The sequence below is a fragment of the Tenacibaculum sp. E3R01 genome, from assembly GCF_003318185.1.
Taxonomy (GTDB): Bacteria; Bacteroidota; Bacteroidia; order Flavobacteriales; family Flavobacteriaceae; genus Polaribacter; species Polaribacter halocynthiae.
In genome coordinates this window covers 118,749-135,544 of sequence record NZ_QOCC01000012.1, presented here as the reverse complement: position 1 = coordinate 135,544, position 16,796 = coordinate 118,749, and the positions used below count along the sequence as shown (strand labels likewise).

Sequence of the window (16,796 nt, the reverse complement as noted above, 5' to 3'; positions counted from 1 at the left end):
GCAATATGATTTTAAATTTAGATAAACAATTCGTTCCTTTTGGTAATTCTAACAGTATCGAATTTGAATTTTTCACCTTTTCAGGAGGTGAACCGCATATTAAAATCATAGCTGATTTAGAAAACATAGAACAAGTTACTATTACACATCGTGTTCAATCATTTAATGATATTGGAACTCTTTTACTGGCTACCAATGCACTTAAAAATATGGGAGTTGAAAAATTAAATTTGGTACTCCCCTATTTTCCAGCGGCACGTCAAGATAGATTAATGACAAGTGGTGAACCGTTATCGGTAAAAGTATATGCAGAAGTTATTAATAGTCAAAACTACCAATCGGTTACTGTTTTTGACCCGCATTCAGAAGTTACTCCTGCCCTACTAAATAACTGTAAGGTAATTGACAATTATAAATTTATAGAACTAGTTACTAATAAACTATCAGAAGAATTAATATTAATATCACCAGATGGTGGAGCTTTAAAAAAAATATATAAAGTAGCTTCTTATTTACAAAACTATGAAGTGGTAGAATGCTCAAAAAGTAGAGATATAAAAACAGGAAAATTATCAGGTTTCAAAGTATATGCTGAAGATTTAAAAGGGAGAGATTGTTTACTTGTAGATGATATTTGTGATGGTGGTGGTACTTTTTTAGGCTTAGCACAAGAATTAAAATCTAAAAATGCTGGAAATTTATACTTAGCTGTAAGCCATGGGATATTTAGTAAAGGGTTTGAGGAACTTAAAAAACATTTTTCTGAAATTTTCACCACTGATAGCTTTAAAACTTTTGATGGAGAAAATTGTATACAAATAAAATTAGAAGAAGTAATAAAAAATGAGTTATGAAAACAAGAACATTATACAGACCTATCGGTGAGAAGGAATTAATTTTAATTGCTGAAAATGATTACAAAGCTTTCCCTCCAAGACTTGAATGGCAACCAATATTCTATCCTGTTTTAAATGAAGAGTATGCTGCTGAAATAGCTTCAAAATGGAATACAACAGATGAATTTGGTAACTATTTAGGTTTTGTAACAAAATTTGAAATTACTGAAGAAGAGTTCAAGAAGTATAAAGTAGAAAATGTTGGTGGAAAAATTCATAATGAACTTTGGGTTCCTTCTGAAAACTTAGAAAACTTCAACCAGAACATTATTAATAAAATAGAAATTATAAAAGTTTTTATTGGAGAAAAATTTAAACAAACAGAAAATGATCTGGTACAATTACATATTGACCAATTAAAAACATAAAAATGAAACTTAAAACAAAGCTATATAAAGAACAAATAAAAGAGTGGCCAAAAGAAGGACATCACATAATGGCACAGTATGATGACGAAAAAGTGGTTGTATACCAATCATATCGTCCAGCTATTGGGAATTTTGCTATGAACAACCAATACTTCGGTGGACCTTTTAAATATACACGTATGACATGGATAAAACCTAACTTTTTATGGATGATGTACAGAAATGGTTGGGGTACAAAAGAAGGGCAAGAAATCGTTTTAGCTATTCACCTAAAAAAAGAAGCTTTTGAACGTTATTTAAGTAAAGCTGTTTATTCTAATTATCAAGAAGACATTTATACAACGCGTGAAAACTGGCAAGAGCAGGTAAAAAATTCTTCAATACGTTTACAATGGGACCCTGATCATAATCCTTATGGAGATAAAATAGATAGAAGAGCTATACAAATTGGAATTAGAAATAATGAAATCATAAAGTATGCAACTGAAGACATTATAGAAATTGAAGACATTTCTCAATTTGTTAAAGAGCAACATCAGCACGTTTTAAATAAAGAATTAGATAAACTAATAGTACCTGAAGAGAAGCCTTTTATAAGTAAAAATAATGAAGTGAATAAAAGGTTAAAATTGCTATGAAAAAGTCAACAAGAAAAATAAAAGCACAAGAAACACTAAATATAATCGAACAAGGTTTTTATTTAGACACAGAAAACAATAATATAACGATAGGTTCTGAAATTGAAAAATCAATAAGTAATACTAGGTTTTTTACTTCAATAGAGTTAGATAGTCTAAAAAAAACAGTTGATTTAAAAAATAATGTTAAAACTGAATTTACTGTTATCAACGAAGATTCAATTACTAGTATATTAAGATTATCAAAAAAGATTGATAATAAAATAATGTGTTTAAATTTTGCTTCTGCCAAAAATCCTGGTGGAGGTTTTTTAAACGGTGCATTAGCTCAAGAGGAAAGTTTATCTGTTTCTTCAGCTTTATATGCAAGTCAAATGAAAGCTTATGAATTTTACACTACCCACAGAAATATGAAATCATGTATTTATACCGATAGTATGATTCATAGTCCTAATGTTCCTGTTTTCAGAAATCGAAAAGGTGACTTAATTAAAAACTATACCTCTTGCGGTTTTATTACCTCAGCAGCTGTGAATAAAGGCGTAATAAAATTAAAAGAGCAGCATTTGTTAGATTCTATTACCGATATAATGGATTTAAGAATTGAAAAGATGTTGTCTATATGTGCTAAAGAAGACTATGAAACATTAATATTAGGAGCTTGGGGATGTGGAGTGTTTCAAAACGATCCTGAAATTATCGCTACTTTATTCCATAAGCATCTAAGTAATAGATTTAAAAACCAATTTAAGCATATTGTATTTGCTATTTATGCTAAAAACGATAAGTATATAAATGCATTTAAATCTGTGTTCAATAAAGAAATTTGCTATGAAAATTAATTTAATTCAAGGGGATATTACAAAAATAAAAGTTGATGCAATAGTAAATGCAGCTAATTCCAGTTTATTAGGTGGTGGCGGTGTTGATGGCGCCATACATAGAGCTGGTGGGAAAACTATACTTGAAGAATGTCAAAAAATAAGAAATAGGCAAGGGAAATGTAAAATTGGAGAGGCTGTGATTACAACAGCTGGTAATCTTCCTTCAAAAAAGGTGATACATACAGTTGGCCCTGTATACAATGGTGGGAAAAGGATTGAAAAAGAGAAAGAAAATTTAGCAAACTGCTATGTAAACTGTTTGTTACTTGCTAAAGAGAACAACTTGAATACAATTGCTTTTCCTAATATAAGTACTGGTATTTATAAGTTTCCAAAGCAATTAGCAGCTGAAATAGCTATCAAAACAATGAATGAAAAAATATAAAAAGAATAAGTAAGTTTTTAAGTTTACTATTAAGACATCAACCTGAAAAAATTGGATTACAATTAGACTCAAATGGATGGGCTACTGTTGAAGAATTACTTCAAAAATCAAGAAAACATGGAGTTCGTTTTACTATAGATGAATTAGAAGGTGTAGTTGTTAACAACGATAAAAAACGATTCACTTTTAATGATGATAAAACAAAAATAAGAGCGAATCAAGGGCACTCTTTAAAAACAATAGATCTTGAACTAAAACCTGTTCAACCTCCTGAATTTTTATACCACGGAACTGTTGCCAAATTCATGAACGCTATTCATGATAAGGGGTTACAAAAAATGAGCAGACAGCATGTTCATTTAAGTACAGAAATAGAAACTGCTATGAAAGTTGGTAGTAGAAGAGGAAAACCAATTATTTTGACTGTTAAATCAGGAGAAATGCAGTTAGAAGGATACGAGTTTTATCTATCTGAAAATAATGTATGGCTAACTAATAGTGTTCCCTCTGAATTTATAGTACTTAAAAGTTAGAGATTATGAAAAAAATTGCATTAAACCCTGATGTATTTACCATTGAAAACTTCTTCACTGAACATGAATGTAACAACTACTTAAATCAGTATGAAAACATAAAATTTGAAGAAGCCAAAATTTCTATTGATGGTCAACAAATAATGAATAAAAATATTCGGAATAACGATAGATATATTTTTTTCGACAAAAATTTAGCTGACAAGCTTTGGATAAAAATTCAAGAGTTTATTCCTCAAAAAGTTGGATTTTATAAAGCATTAGAGCTCAATGAAATGTTTAGAGTCTATAAATACTCATCAGGACAACGTTTTAAAATGCATATTGATGGAAGTTTTAAAAGAAATTTAAACGAAGAAAGCTTATTTTCATTTCTCATATATTTAAATGATGACTTTGAAGGAGGTGAAACTGAATTTAGAAAGCTATTTACCATTTCTCCCAAAAAAGGAACTGCTCTTGTGTTTAAACATCGATTGAGGCACGAGGGAAAAGAAATAATTTCAGGTATAAAGTACGTACTCAGAACAGATATAATGTACAAACGAATTTAATATGAAAACATTTGTAATAGGTGATATACATGGAGGATTAAAAGCCATTCCACAAATTTTGAAAAAAGCGAAAGTAAATACTGAAGACACTCTTATTTTTCTAGGGGATTATGTAGATGGTTGGGGTGAATCTGCACAGGTCATCGATTTTTTAATAAAATTAGAGAGCACTCATAAATGCATTTTTATTAAAGGAAATCATGATGTTTATTGTGAAAATTGGTTGAAAGAAGGTACCAGTAACCAATCTTGGTTATTCCATGGAGGCACTATGACTATAAAAAGTTATGAGAATTATAGTTCAGAACAAAAAAGTGAGCATTTAAATTTTTTGGAGCGTATGAAACTCTTTCATGTAGATGAGCAAAATAGATTATTTATTCATGCAGGATTTACTTCAATGCACGGTCCTTATCAAGAAGTTCACCAATCTAATTACAACTGGGATAGAACACTATGGGAAATGGCACTTACTATGGATAAAAGAATAAAAAAAGATTCCTTATTATTTCCTAAAAGGTTAAAGTTATTTAAGGAAATATATATTGGACACACTCCTACTACTCATTATAATGTTATGATTCCAATGCAAGGTTGTAATGTATGGAATGTTGATACTGGTGCCGCCTTTAAAGGCCATCTAAGTATTATGGATATTGATAGTAAAAAATATTGCCAAAGTGATAGCCTACACAGCTTATATCCTGAAGAAAAAGGGAGGAATTAAATTATGATATATACCTCAACTAATAAATTACCAAAGAAAGAGAAAGGAAAAGAATATTTCTTTTTAGCAGGAAGCATTGATTACCATCTACAAAGTAATTGGAGACAAGAAATAATTAATAAAACTGGGAGTTCAGTGCATTTTTTTGATCCTACTCGAATTGACCATAATGAATTAAGTAATTCTAAAATGAAAGAGCATATAAAATGGGAACTAGACGCACTTGATATATCTGATAAAATAATACTAAACTTTTTACCCAACGCTAAATCACCTATTTCTTTAGTAGAATTAGGAATGTATGTTTCTACTTCCAAGTTAATAGTAATATGCCCGAATGAATTTTACCAAAGTCGCTATATTAAAGTTCTATGCAATAAACATAAAACATCAATTTTTAATACTATAAATGAAGCTGTTCAATATTTAAGTGAAAACTATGAAACATACAATTAAAAGTATACAAAACACTGGAAAAATAGTAAAGTATTTATTCTTTTGGGGACATCAACCTAACAAAGATGGAAGCATAAGTAAAAGTTGTTTTAGCCAATGGTGAGAAGCTAAATTTACTGTAGAAAACATTACCTATAAAACAGCTGAACATTATATGATGGCTGAAAAAGCAAGGTTATTTAACTGTGAAGGAATCAGGCAAAAAATTATTGAATGCAAATCTCCCGCAGCTGCAAAAAAATTAGGAAGACAGGTAGAGAACTTTAACTCCGATATTTGGAACAGTCATAGATTTCAAATTGTTGTAAATGGTAATTATGCAAAGTTCTCTCAAAATTCAGCACTAAAAGAATTTTTAATACAAACAAAAAGAAGAGTATTAGTTAAAGCAAGCCCTGTAGATCCAATATGGTGAATAGGTATGGCAGAAGATAATGAAGTTTCTTCAAATCCAAAAAAAATTGGAAAGGTGAAAATCTTTTAGGCTATGCTTTAATGGAAGTAAGAGATCAATTAAAGAGTTTAAATTTGTAGCACCAATTTAATTTGCGTATATTTGACGCAAATATAAATTATTTAACTATGAATCCTTTATTATACACAGACGGTTACAAGGTAGACCACAGAAGACAATACCCTAATCAAACAACTCTAGTATATTCAAACTGGACTCCTAGAAAAAGTAGAATTGAAGGAATTGATAAAGTTGTTTTTTTCGGATTGCAATACTTCATAAAAAAATACATTATCGAAGAATTTCAAACAAATTTTTTTAATAAATCTAAAAACGAAGTCTGTAAAAAATATAGAAGAAGAATAAATAATTATTTAGGGGAAAACTTAGTAGGTATAAAACACATAGAAGACTTGCATGATTTAGGATATATTCCAATGGCTATAAAAGCATTACCAGAAGGAGTTGAAGTTCCTATAAGAGTTCCAATGTTTACTATGTATAATACTTTACCAGAGTTCTTTTGGTTAACTAATTATTTTGAAACATTACTATCTACAACAGTTTGGTTACCTTGCAATTCAGCTACTATTGCTAAGAAATATAGAAAAATATTAGATAAATACGCACAAGAAACTTCATCTATTCCTGAATTTGTAGATTGGCAAGGTCATGATTTTTCTATGAGAGGAATGGCTGGATTAGAAGCTGCTATTATGAGTTCAGCAGGGCATCTTTTAAGCTTTACAGGAACTGACACTATTCCTACCATAGATTTTTTCGAAACCTATTATAATGCAAATTCTGATACCGAATTAATTGGTGGTTCAGTTGCTGCTACAGAACATTCTGTAATGTGCATGGGAACTAACACTGGTGAAGAAGAAACTTTTAAACGATTAATTACTGAGGTATACCCTAATGGAATTGTTTCTATTGTTTCTGACACCTGGGATTTATGGAAAGTACTAACCGAATATTTACCAAATTTAAAAAAAGAAGTTCTAACAAGAAATGGTAAAGTAGTTATTAGACCTGACAGTGGAGATCCTGTTGACATTATTTGTGGAAACCCAAATGGGAAAACAATTGAAGCGCAAAAAGGTGTTATTGAATTGCTTTGGGAGACTTTTGGAGGAAACACTAATACAAAAGGGTATAAAGAATTAGACAGTCATATAGGTGCTATTTATGGAGATAGCATAACTTTAGATAGAGCTACACAAATTTGTGAACGCTTAAAACAAAAAGGGTTTGCATCTACTAATGTAGTACTAGGAATTGGTTCTTTTACATATCAATACAATACACGTGATACATTTGGTTTTGCAATGAAAGCCACTTATGGTGAAGTTGCTGGTAAAGGGCGAGAAATTTTTAAAGATCCAATTACTGATGATGGTACTAAAAAATCTGCTAAGGGCTTATTAAAAATAACATTAGAAGAAGGAGAGTACAAATTATATGACCAAGTTAGTTGGGAAGAAGAAAAACAAGGTGAACTAAAAGAAGTTTTCAGAGATGGAAAATTGTTGGTTAATGAGAAATTAAGTGACATTAGAAAAAGAATAGTATAAATAAGAATCAAATTTATTCCTTCCAAAAGCACAAGTAATTATATACTTGTGCTTTTTTACTTAAAAAAAGTACATAAAAAAGCTTTTTACAATTCAGTTATAAAAAAGTACAACTCAGTAAAAATTAATATCAGCTAAGAACCATTTATTTCATATTTGCACTATCAAATAAACAAACTAACACATGGAAGAAACAATAAAGATTTTTATCTACATACATGCATTTTTTGGAGGGCTAGGCTTAATAACTGGAATAGGTAGTAGTATTGTAAAAAAAGGAAGTCCAATACATAAAAAATTAGGGAAACTATTTTCTATAGGTATGTTTACTAGTTCAATTATATCATTACCTATTGCCTGTATGCCAAATCATGAAAATCCTTTTTTGTTTTTAATAGGCTTATTTACTATTTACCTAGTGTTAGTTGGTAATCGTGCCTTAACATTTAAACCTAAGCAAAAATTAGAAGCAAATAATCTTGATAAATTGATTTCAGGAAGTATGTTCGTAATTTCTTTACTGATGATAGGTTTAGGTTTGTTAGGCTTTATACAAAAGATAGAAAACAGTATTTTATACCTTTTCTTTGGTGGCTTTGGTACATTAATGACTATTAAAGATTTTTTGTTTTTTAAAAATTTTAAAGAAAAAAAGAATGCCTGGCTAATAAGCCACATAGGTAAAATATCCGGAGCATTAATTGCTTCAGTAACAGCTTTTATAGTTGCTGGACTAGGGTTAGGAAACATAATTTCTTGGATACTTCCTTCAATTATAGGTACATTTTATATTAGTTATCATAGTAGAAAGTACAAACCTCAAAAAAAATAAAAAATCACGCAAACTTTTCACAAAAAAAGACTGCTTTCACAAGCAGTCTTTTAAATTTATTTTTACTTTTTTAAATCTATAATGAAAATAAAACTCCAAAATTTAGTGCACTTCTATTATTTCTTGAAGATGTTGTAGCCTCTTTAAATACAGAAGTAAAACCTGCTTGGCCATCAAGTTCAAAGAAAAGATTTGTGCTTTCATTTACAGGGAATTTATATCCTATTCCAAGTGCTAAACCAACATCTGTGCTATTAAATGCGTCTATTAATGGTAAATTAGTTTTTACATCTAATGTTTCAGCGTCTAATAAAAGACCTAGATAAAGTCCAAAATTTATATACCAATTTCTTTCAGAACCAAAATGCCAGTTTGCCATTAATGGTAAAGTTAAATAACTTAACTTATAGTCAGTAATAACTCTAGCTCCATTGCTACTTTCAAAAAAACCATTACCCCAACCTTTTTGATCAAAAATCAACTTTCCTTTAATTCCCCAACGGTCAGAAAAATAATATTCTCCAGTTGCTGCAATGTTAAAACTTGTTGTGTAATCTGTAGATAAATTGTTTATTCCACCTGAACTAACTTGTAAGTTTGAAAAATTAACTCCTAAATTACCTCCAAATTCAAAATCTCCTGATTTTTGAGCATAACTTGTTGCTCCTGTAATTGATAATACTAGTATCAATAATAACTTTTTCATAAAAAATATTTTTAAAATTCGCGAGCGAAAATAAATACTTTAAAGGTCTTAAAAAAATTATTCTAATATTATTCTTTTTTCAAACTTAGGAAGTTATATATTTTTATAGAAACGTTAGTTACCTTCTCCTCTTCTTTTTAAAACCTTCTTTAGATTTCCCTCTAGATCTTTTTGATTTAGGATTGAAGGTTACTGTATCATCAAAAGTATTTCTTGTTTTTTGAGGTTTATTTTTACGCCAAGAATCATCCGCAGGTATTAACTTCTTTAATAAATCTGTTCTACCTACTTTCGTTAGTTTATCTTTTATCCACTTTCTATTTTCCTTTTTATACCAAAAGAAAAATTTGTGCTGCTCTAACTTTTCTTGCTTTGTTTTAGGGGTACCAACCTCTTTTAATGTATATGGATGATATCCACTATAATAAATTACTGTAGCAACTGTCATTGGTGTTGGTGTAAAATCCTGCACCTGTTCTAACTGAAATCCCATATCTTTTGTTTCAGCTGCCAAGTTTGCCATATCCTCTGGTTCGCAAGCTGGGTGACTTGAAATAAAGTAAGGTATTAATTGAAGATTTAACTTTTTCTTTATGTTAATTTTATCAAACCTATCTTTAAACTTATGGAAATAAGTAAATGAAGGTTTTCTCATTAATTTTAAAACTGGATCAGAAGTATGTTCAGGTGCAACTTTCAATCGCCCAGAAACATGTTTAGTCATTACTTCCTCAGTATACGCATCTAATTCTTTAGGATCTGCATTTTTGTTAAACTCGGGTACTAACATATCATGCCTTATACCACTACCTATGAATGATTTCTTAATTTTTGGATGCTTGTCAACAGCTTGATACAACTCCGTTAAGGGTTTATGCGATGTATCTAAGTTGCTACATATTACAGGTGAAATACAAGATGGAGCTACACATTTATCACAAATAGATTGCACCTTACCTTTCATCTGGTACATATTTGCTGATGGACCTCCAATGTCTGATAAGTACCCTTTAAAATCATCCATTTTAGTTAACTCATCTACTTCTTTCAAAACAGATTCTTGACTTCTACTTGCTATAAATTTTCCTTGATGCGCGGAAATCGTACAGAAACTACATCCTCCAAAACATCCTCTATGAATATTTACAGAAAACTTTATCATTTCATATGCAGGTATAGCCCCTCTTTTATTGTATTTAGGGTGAGGCATTCTAGTAAAAGGTAAATCAAAAGAAGCATCTATTTCCTTTTCCGTCATTGTTGGGTATGGCGGATTAATCATCAACTTCTTATCTTTTATATTTTGAAAAATTCTTCTAGCATATAATTTATTAGATTCTTGTTCTATAACTTTAAAATTAGAAGCATATGCCTTTTTATCTTTCAAACATTTTTCATGAGATGAAATTTCAACATCTTTCCAGTTTTTATTTTTAGGTATTTTTTCATACTCCCCTAATAAAACAGCAGTTTGTTTAATAGTTTTTAAGCTTGAAAATGGAACACCCTTTTGAAGTAATTCTACTAATTCTCTAAGAGGTTGCTCTCCCATTCCATACACTAGCATATCGGCTCCTGACTCTTCTAAAATAGATGGCATCAATTTATTTGACCAATAATCATAATGAGTAACTCTTCGTAATGATGCTTCAATACCACCAATTAAAACAGGCACATCTGGAAATTTCTCTTTTAATATTTTTGAGTACACAGTTGTTGCATAATCGGGTCTAAACCCTTTATCTCCATTAGGAGTATATGCATCTTTATCTCTACGTTTTTTACTTGCCGTATAGTTACTTACCATAGAATCCATACAACCAGCAGTAACCGCAAAAAATAATCGCGGTCTTCCTAACTTAACAAAGTCTTGTAAATTATCATGTACGCTAGGTTGTGGAACAATAGCTACACGCAAACCGTAACTTTCTAAAATACGTCCAATAACCGCAGGTCCAAAAGATGGATGATCTACATATGCATCACCACTAAATAGGATTACATCTAATTCATCCCATCCACGTAATTTTACCTCTTTATTTGTTGTAGGTAACCAATCTGAAAGTCGTCTAATTCTCATGCCGTTGCAAAGGTACGATGTTTTAGTTTATTGTTTCTCTTTATAGCTTTAAAAGAAAAGCCTCATTATTATGAAATAATGAGGCTTTATATATTTTAATTGTTTTTTCTCTATTTATAAGCAGCTATTCCTGTTTTTAACCAGTTATGATATTCATCTACGTTTGGTGTATATGCTACAGGATCAATTAAATTTTCTCCTTTGGCATCAATTAATACATAATAAGGTTGTGAGTTCGTTTTGTATTTAATTGTTTGTAATTCACTCCATTTTTGCCCAATATAACGTAATTTCTTCCCTGGTCGTAATTTTGACTCAACAACTTCATCTTCCTCAAGAGCCCTTTTATCATCTACATATAAAGAAATTAATACTACATCATTTTTAAGCACCGATAAAACTTTATCCTTAGCCCAAACATTTTGCTCCATTTTTCTACAATTTACACATGCCTTTCCTGTAAAATCTATTAATACTGGTTTATTTACTTCTTTAGCATATGCCAAACCTTTATCATAATCATTAAAAACTAAGATATCATATGGTGGCTTCATGTGTGCTCCATCTGGTAAACCACTATGCGAGGTCTTTGAAGATTCAGAATTAGTTACTACATTTTTAATAGTTGCTAATTTTTGATAACCAACTCCATATGGAGATTCACTATAATCTTGTGGAGGAGGGAAAGCACTTATTAAATTTAATGGAGCTCCCCATAAACCTGGCAACATATATACTGTAAACCCTAATGATAATAATCCTAAACTTAATCTCCCAACAGAAATATGCTTAAGTGGTGAATCATGTGGTAATTGAATTTTACCAAATAAATACAATGAAAGTGCAGCGAAAATCGCTATCCATATAGCTAAAAACACTTCACGTTCTAATAAATGTAAGTCTAATACCATGTCAGCATTCGATAAAAATTTAAAAGCTAATGCTAACTCTAAAAACCCTAAAACTACTTTTACGGTATTTAACCAGCCTCCTGATTTTGGTAATGAATTCATCCAACCAGGAAAAATAGCAAATAATGTAAATGGCAATGCAATAGCCGATGAAAACCCTAACATCCCAACAATTGGAGCAATTCCTCCTTTTGACGCTGACTCTACTAACAATGTTCCCACAATTGGTCCTGTACATGAAAAAGACACAATTGCTAATGCCAATGCCATAAAAAAGATACCTACTAAGCCTCCTCTATCAGCCTGTGAATCTACTTTTGTACTCCAAGAACTCGGTAGTGTTAATTCAAAAGCCCCTAAAAAGGATATTGCAAAAACAACAAGTAATAGAAAGAAAATTAAATTAAACCATACATTTGTTGATAATGCATTTAATGAATCAGCTCCAAAAGCCCAAGTAACTACCGACCCTAATAAAACATAAATTGCGATAATCGCTATACCATAAATAATTGCATTTCTAATTCCTTGTGATTTATTTTTACTTTGCTTCGTAAAAAAACTAACTGTCATGGGTATCATTGGAAACACACAAGGTGTTAATAAAGCTGCAAAACCAGATAAAAAAGCTATGAAAAATATAGCTAATAATCCTTTTTCACTTTCATTCTTTTTACTTGAACTAACTTTTTTAGCAACAACTTTTTTTGCTTTTGTTAAATCAAAAATTAAATCAACCTCTTTTGGGGGCAAACATCTAGTTGCCATGCAAACCATAAACTCTACAGATGCATCAATCGTTTTTTTATCATTTATTAATTTAACACGTTGAACAAATTTTGCTTTATTACTGAAAGATTTCACCTTTATATTAAAGGTAGGATCCATTTTAGTATGCCCCTCTTCCTCTATAGTTTTTCCACTTAGAGTATATCCATCTTTTTCATTAAAGAAAAAAGTAGTAGGTATTGGTCCACCCTTAGCTACCTTTTGAGAATAAATATTCCATCCGCTTTCAATAACAGCAGTTGCGACTAAATTATATTCTTTTTCAGAAATTTTCTCTACGGATGTTGACCATTTTACTGGTTCAAATATTTGAGAATTAACTTTTTTTATAGGTGCTAATAGCAGAAATAAAACTAGTAGTTGTGTTTTAATTATAAATTTTAAATTTATAAGAGATTTCATATAGTTAGGTGTTGTTAGTATTAGTTTTTATAAATGAATTCTAAAAAATTCAAGAGTTGCAATATTACCAAATATGATAGTAATATATGTAACAAATGTTACACTTGTTTCTTCATTAAACAAAGGTATAAACCTATTTCTCACTATTTAACAAACAAACATTTACTTACCCTACTTTGTTAAAAAACGCTTCACTTTTTAGTCTAAATACATTATTTTATTTCATAATTAAATGTGGTACCTTATCAAGATTCCAATCAATCACCAATCCTCCTGCTAACTTTTTTGTTATCTCTTTACCATATAAATATTCACACAAATACAGAGCCGCTTCAAATGATTTTGCTCCTCCTGCTGAAGTTATAAACTTCCCATCATGAACAAATAACACTTCTTTTCGTATATCTAAATCAGGAAACATTTCTCTCATTTTATCAATATCTGAAGGAAATGTAGTAGAAACCTTTCCTTTTAAAAGACCAGCCTTTGCTAGTATAAAAGCACCATCACAATGTGAGGTTACATATTGAGCATTTACAGCTACTTCTTTAACAAATTTTATAAGATTTTTATTTTCCAAATCAGTATCTAAATGATGTTCGGCACTTGGTACAACCAAGATGTCTATTTTAGGTAAACTATCTTTTAAATAATTAAAATCTGGTATAATTTTCATTCCTTCAAAAGTTGTAATAAACTCATCTGTATCAGCAACTGTAAAAACATTCATTGCTTTAATCCCTTTTCTAAAAATAGTATGCTGAAAAATATCAAACGGAGCAGTTAATTCTGTATTAAAAGTACCATCCATAATTAAAAAAGCAACATTATACCTATCTGCTTCTAACTTAGGAAATTCCTTTTTAACTACTTCTTTTTTAATAGGATTGCAGCTCACCAATATAATTATCAGTAACAAATAAGAGATACTCTTCATTTTTTATATTTTAATTAAGCTTTAAAATTACATTTTTTATATCAATTCTATAAATCTGTTTAAATTTCTCTTTAACATTTAATTAAGAACCTATCAATAGCCTTTTCCTTAACTTCGAGTCCAATTTTTTCAATACATACACAATGACAAAAAAAATACTCTCAACTATTTTATTTGTATTTTTTTCTTTAGGAATAACTTTAAACTCTGAAGCACAAAGAAGAAAGAAAAAAAATGATAAAAAAGTAACGACTACTCCCAAAAAAAAGCCTACTAAAAAAGGTATACAACCATATGGTAAAGTAGTTACCAAAGAGCACAAAACAGACAACGGTTTATTTAAAGTCCATTCTAAAGACAATAAATACTTATTTGAAATTCCTGATTCTTTATTAAATCGTGAAATGTTAATGGTTACACGAATAGCCAAAACGGCCAATGGTATTGGTTTTGGCGGAGGAAAGCAAAACACTCAAGTTTTAAGATGGGTTAAAAAACATAAAAAAATATTATTGAGAGTAGTATCTCATAATGTAGTTGCTGACTCTATTTTACCAATTCATGAAGCTGTAGTTAATTCAAATTTCGAACCTATTTTATATGCTTTTCCTATTAAAGCTTTTAGTAAAGACTCTACAGCAACAGTAATTGATGCTACAAGTTTATTCTCTAACGATGTAAAAGCTATAGGACTTCCTCAATTTAGAAGAAAAGCTTATAAAATTTCTAAAGTAGATAAAAATCGCTCATACATAGAACGCATGAGTAGTTATCCAAAAAACATTGAAGTTCGTCATGTAAAAACATATGTTTCAAATAAGCCACCATCAAATGCAAGTGTAGGTGCTGTTTCATTAGAATTAAGTAACTCAATGATCTTATTACCTAAAACTCCTATGAAGCGTCGTTATTTTGATGAGCGTGTAGGTTGGTTTACAAGCTCTCAAACGGATTATGGTTTAGATACTCAAAAAAGTAAATCTGTTACTTATTTAGATAGATGGCGTTTAGAAGTTAAAGACGAAGATTTACAAAAATTTAAAAGAGGTGAATTAGTAGAACCAAAAAAACAAATTGTTTACTATATTGATAGAGCTACTCCTAAAAAGTGGCGTAAATACATTAAACAAGGAATTGAAGACTGGCAAATTGCTTTTGAAGCTGCAGGTTTTAAAAATGCAATCATAGCAAAAGATCCTCCTTCAAAAGAAGAAGATCCAGACTGGAGCCCTGAAGATGTTCGTTATTCAGTTGTTCGTTATTTGGCTTCACCAATACCTAACGCTAACGGTCCGCATGTTAGTGATCCACGTTCTGGTGAAATTTTAGAGTCTGACATAAATTGGTATCATAATGTAATGAGTTTATTACATAACTGGTACTTTATTCAAACGGCAGCTATTAACCCTGAAGCAAGGAGTAACAAATTTAAGGATGCAATTATGGGACGATTAATTCGTTTTGTTTCTTCACATGAAGTAGGACATACAATGGGATTACCACATAATATGGGAAGTTCAGTTGCTTATCCTGTTGATTCTTTACGCTCTGCTAATTTTACAAAAAAATATGGTACAGCTCCTTCTATAATGGATTATGCTCGTTTTAATTACGTAGCACAGCCAGAAGATAAAGGCGTAGCAATGATGCCTAATATTGGTCCATATGACAAATACGCTATTAATTGGGGGTATAGACCAATTTTAAACACTTCTGCAAAAAACGAAAAAGCTATCTTGAATAAGTGGATCATTGAAAAAGCTAACGATCCTATTTATAGATTTGGACATCAACAAGCTGGTAATGTTATTGACCCTAGCTCACAAACTGAAGATTTAGGTGATGATGCAATAAAAGCAAGTACTTATGGTATTAAAAACTTACAACGTATTTTGCCTAAATTAGAACAATGGACTACTGAAGATGGAGAAGATTACAAAGAATTGAAAACCATGTATGGCCAATTAATGGGGCAGTTTAATAGATATATGGGGCATGTGAGTTCTAATATTGGAGGTGTATATGAGTATTTTAAAACTTCCGATCAAAAAGGTGCAGTTTATGTTCATGTTCCTAAAAACCATCAAAAGAAAGCTTTAAAGTTTATTAATAATGAATTATTTAAAACACCGAACTGGCTAATTAACAAGAATATAATTTCAAAAACACAGTATTCTGGTTCCATAGAACGTATTAGTAGTTTACAAACAAGAACGCTAAATAGAATATTAAAAACTGGAAGACTTACTCGTTTAATAGAAAATGAAGTTTTAAATGGAAACAAAGCCTACACTATTGTAAACATGATGGGCGATCTTAGAAAAGGTATTTGGAGTGAGTTATACACTAATAAAACAATAGATACTTATAGAAGAAACTTACAAAGAGCTCATATTGATCGTTTAAACTTCTTGTTAAATAAAGCGAAAAACCAAAGGAGTCCAAGAAGAAGTGGTGGTTACTTTAAACAAACTGCTGTTACTATTAATCAATCTGATATTAAAGCAGTAGTAAGGGGTGAATTAAAGCGTTTAAAACGTGATGTAAAAAGAAGTATTCCTCCTGCAAAAAACACAATAACTCGTTATCATTTACAAGATATTGCAGATAGAATTGATACTATTTTAAAGCCTAAAAAATAATGTATTACAAAAAACAACAGCAATC

17 protein-coding genes are annotated in these 16,796 nt (G+C 30.3%); 13 read left to right on the top strand and 4 right to left on the bottom strand.

Annotated features, from left to right (window positions below; all coding sequences use genetic code 11):
* The first annotated feature begins 5 nt into the window (after positions 1-5).
* The 12 genes from prs (at position 6) to DS884_RS02040 (ending at position 8,304) form a co-directional block, all read left to right on the top strand.
* On the top strand, positions 6-854 hold the full coding sequence (gene prs / locus DS884_RS02095; protein ID WP_113785594.1) for a ribose-phosphate diphosphokinase: 849 nt from the start codon (positions 6-8) through the stop codon (positions 852-854).
* The gene (locus tag DS884_RS02090; RefSeq protein WP_113785593.1) at positions 851-1,264 is read left to right on the top strand and encodes an ADP-ribosylation/crystallin J1; all 414 of its coding nucleotides are present in this window, start codon (positions 851-853) and stop codon (positions 1,262-1,264) included. Before prs ends, DS884_RS02090 begins: the two co-directional genes overlap by 4 nt.
* A 2-nt stretch (positions 1,265-1,266) precedes the next feature.
* Positions 1,267-1,902 carry a DUF4291 domain-containing protein gene (locus DS884_RS02085; RefSeq protein ID WP_113785592.1) on the top strand — a complete coding sequence of 212 codons (636 nt, stop codon included), beginning with the start codon at positions 1,267-1,269 and terminating at the stop codon, positions 1,900-1,902.
* Positions 1,899-2,744, top strand: coding sequence for a TIGR02452 family protein (locus DS884_RS02080; protein ID WP_113785591.1), 846 nt, complete (start codon positions 1,899-1,901; stop codon positions 2,742-2,744). The genes DS884_RS02085 and DS884_RS02080 overlap by 4 nt, the downstream gene beginning before the upstream one ends.
* Positions 2,734-3,171, top strand: coding sequence for a macro domain-containing protein (locus DS884_RS02075; protein WP_113785590.1), 438 nt, complete (start codon positions 2,734-2,736; stop codon positions 3,169-3,171). The genes DS884_RS02080 and DS884_RS02075 overlap by 11 nt, the downstream gene beginning before the upstream one ends.
* Positions 3,168-3,704 carry an RNA 2'-phosphotransferase gene (locus tag DS884_RS02070; RefSeq protein WP_113785589.1) on the top strand — a complete coding sequence of 179 codons (537 nt, stop codon included), beginning with the start codon at positions 3,168-3,170 and terminating at the stop codon, positions 3,702-3,704. Before DS884_RS02075 ends, DS884_RS02070 begins: the two co-directional genes overlap by 4 nt.
* A gap of 5 nt (positions 3,705-3,709) precedes the next feature.
* Positions 3,710-4,258 (top strand): prolyl hydroxylase family protein, encoded by a 549-nt coding sequence (locus DS884_RS02065; protein WP_113785588.1) that lies wholly within the window; start codon positions 3,710-3,712, stop codon positions 4,256-4,258.
* A gap of 1 nt (position 4,259) precedes the next feature.
* Positions 4,260-4,985: a metallophosphoesterase family protein gene (locus DS884_RS02060; protein ID WP_113785587.1), complete on the top strand. Its 726-nt coding sequence runs from the start codon at positions 4,260-4,262 to the stop codon at positions 4,983-4,985.
* 3 nt (positions 4,986-4,988) lie between these two features.
* Positions 4,989-5,441: a nucleoside 2-deoxyribosyltransferase domain-containing protein gene (locus tag DS884_RS02055; RefSeq protein WP_113785586.1), complete on the top strand. Its 453-nt coding sequence runs from the start codon at positions 4,989-4,991 to the stop codon at positions 5,439-5,441.
* Positions 5,442-5,595: 154 nt separating this feature from the next.
* A complete protein-coding gene (locus tag DS884_RS18765; protein WP_317047318.1) occupies positions 5,596-5,856 on the top strand; it encodes an NADAR family protein in 261 nt (86 codons plus the stop codon).
* A gap of 167 nt (positions 5,857-6,023) precedes the next feature.
* Positions 6,024-7,472 (top strand): nicotinate phosphoribosyltransferase, encoded by a 1,449-nt coding sequence (locus DS884_RS02045; protein WP_113785585.1) that lies wholly within the window; start codon positions 6,024-6,026, stop codon positions 7,470-7,472.
* Positions 7,473-7,656: 184 nt separating this feature from the next.
* Entirely contained in the window at positions 7,657-8,304 is a 648-nt protein-coding gene (locus tag DS884_RS02040; protein WP_113785584.1) for a hypothetical protein, read from the top strand.
* Positions 8,305-8,380: 76 nt separating this feature from the next.
* On the opposite strand, the gene DS884_RS02035 is transcribed toward DS884_RS02040, so the two are convergent.
* The 4 genes from DS884_RS02035 to DS884_RS02020 all read right to left on the bottom strand — a co-directional run bounded on the left by DS884_RS02035 (position 8,381) and on the right by DS884_RS02020 (position 14,129).
* The gene (locus DS884_RS02035; protein ID WP_093870499.1) at positions 8,381-9,010 is read right to left on the bottom strand and encodes a porin family protein; all 630 of its coding nucleotides are present in this window, start codon (positions 9,008-9,010) and stop codon (positions 8,381-8,383) included.
* A gap of 118 nt (positions 9,011-9,128) precedes the next feature.
* The gene (locus DS884_RS02030) at positions 9,129-11,090 is read right to left on the bottom strand and encodes a YgiQ family radical SAM protein (RefSeq protein ID WP_113785583.1); all 1,962 of its coding nucleotides are present in this window, start codon (positions 11,088-11,090) and stop codon (positions 9,129-9,131) included.
* A gap of 110 nt (positions 11,091-11,200) precedes the next feature.
* Positions 11,201-13,192 (bottom strand): protein-disulfide reductase DsbD family protein, encoded by a 1,992-nt coding sequence (locus DS884_RS02025; protein ID WP_410529723.1) that lies wholly within the window; start codon positions 13,190-13,192, stop codon positions 11,201-11,203.
* Positions 13,193-13,409: 217 nt separating this feature from the next.
* Positions 13,410-14,129, bottom strand: a complete 720-nt coding sequence (locus DS884_RS02020; protein WP_113785582.1) for a DJ-1/PfpI family protein — start codon at positions 14,127-14,129, stop codon at positions 13,410-13,412.
* Between the two features lie 143 nt (positions 14,130-14,272).
* On the opposite strand from DS884_RS02020, the gene DS884_RS02015 reads away from it, so the two are divergent.
* Positions 14,273-16,771 (top strand): zinc-dependent metalloprotease, encoded by a 2,499-nt coding sequence (locus tag DS884_RS02015; protein ID WP_113785581.1) that lies wholly within the window; start codon positions 14,273-14,275, stop codon positions 16,769-16,771.
* The last annotated feature ends 25 nt before the right edge of the window (positions 16,772-16,796 follow it).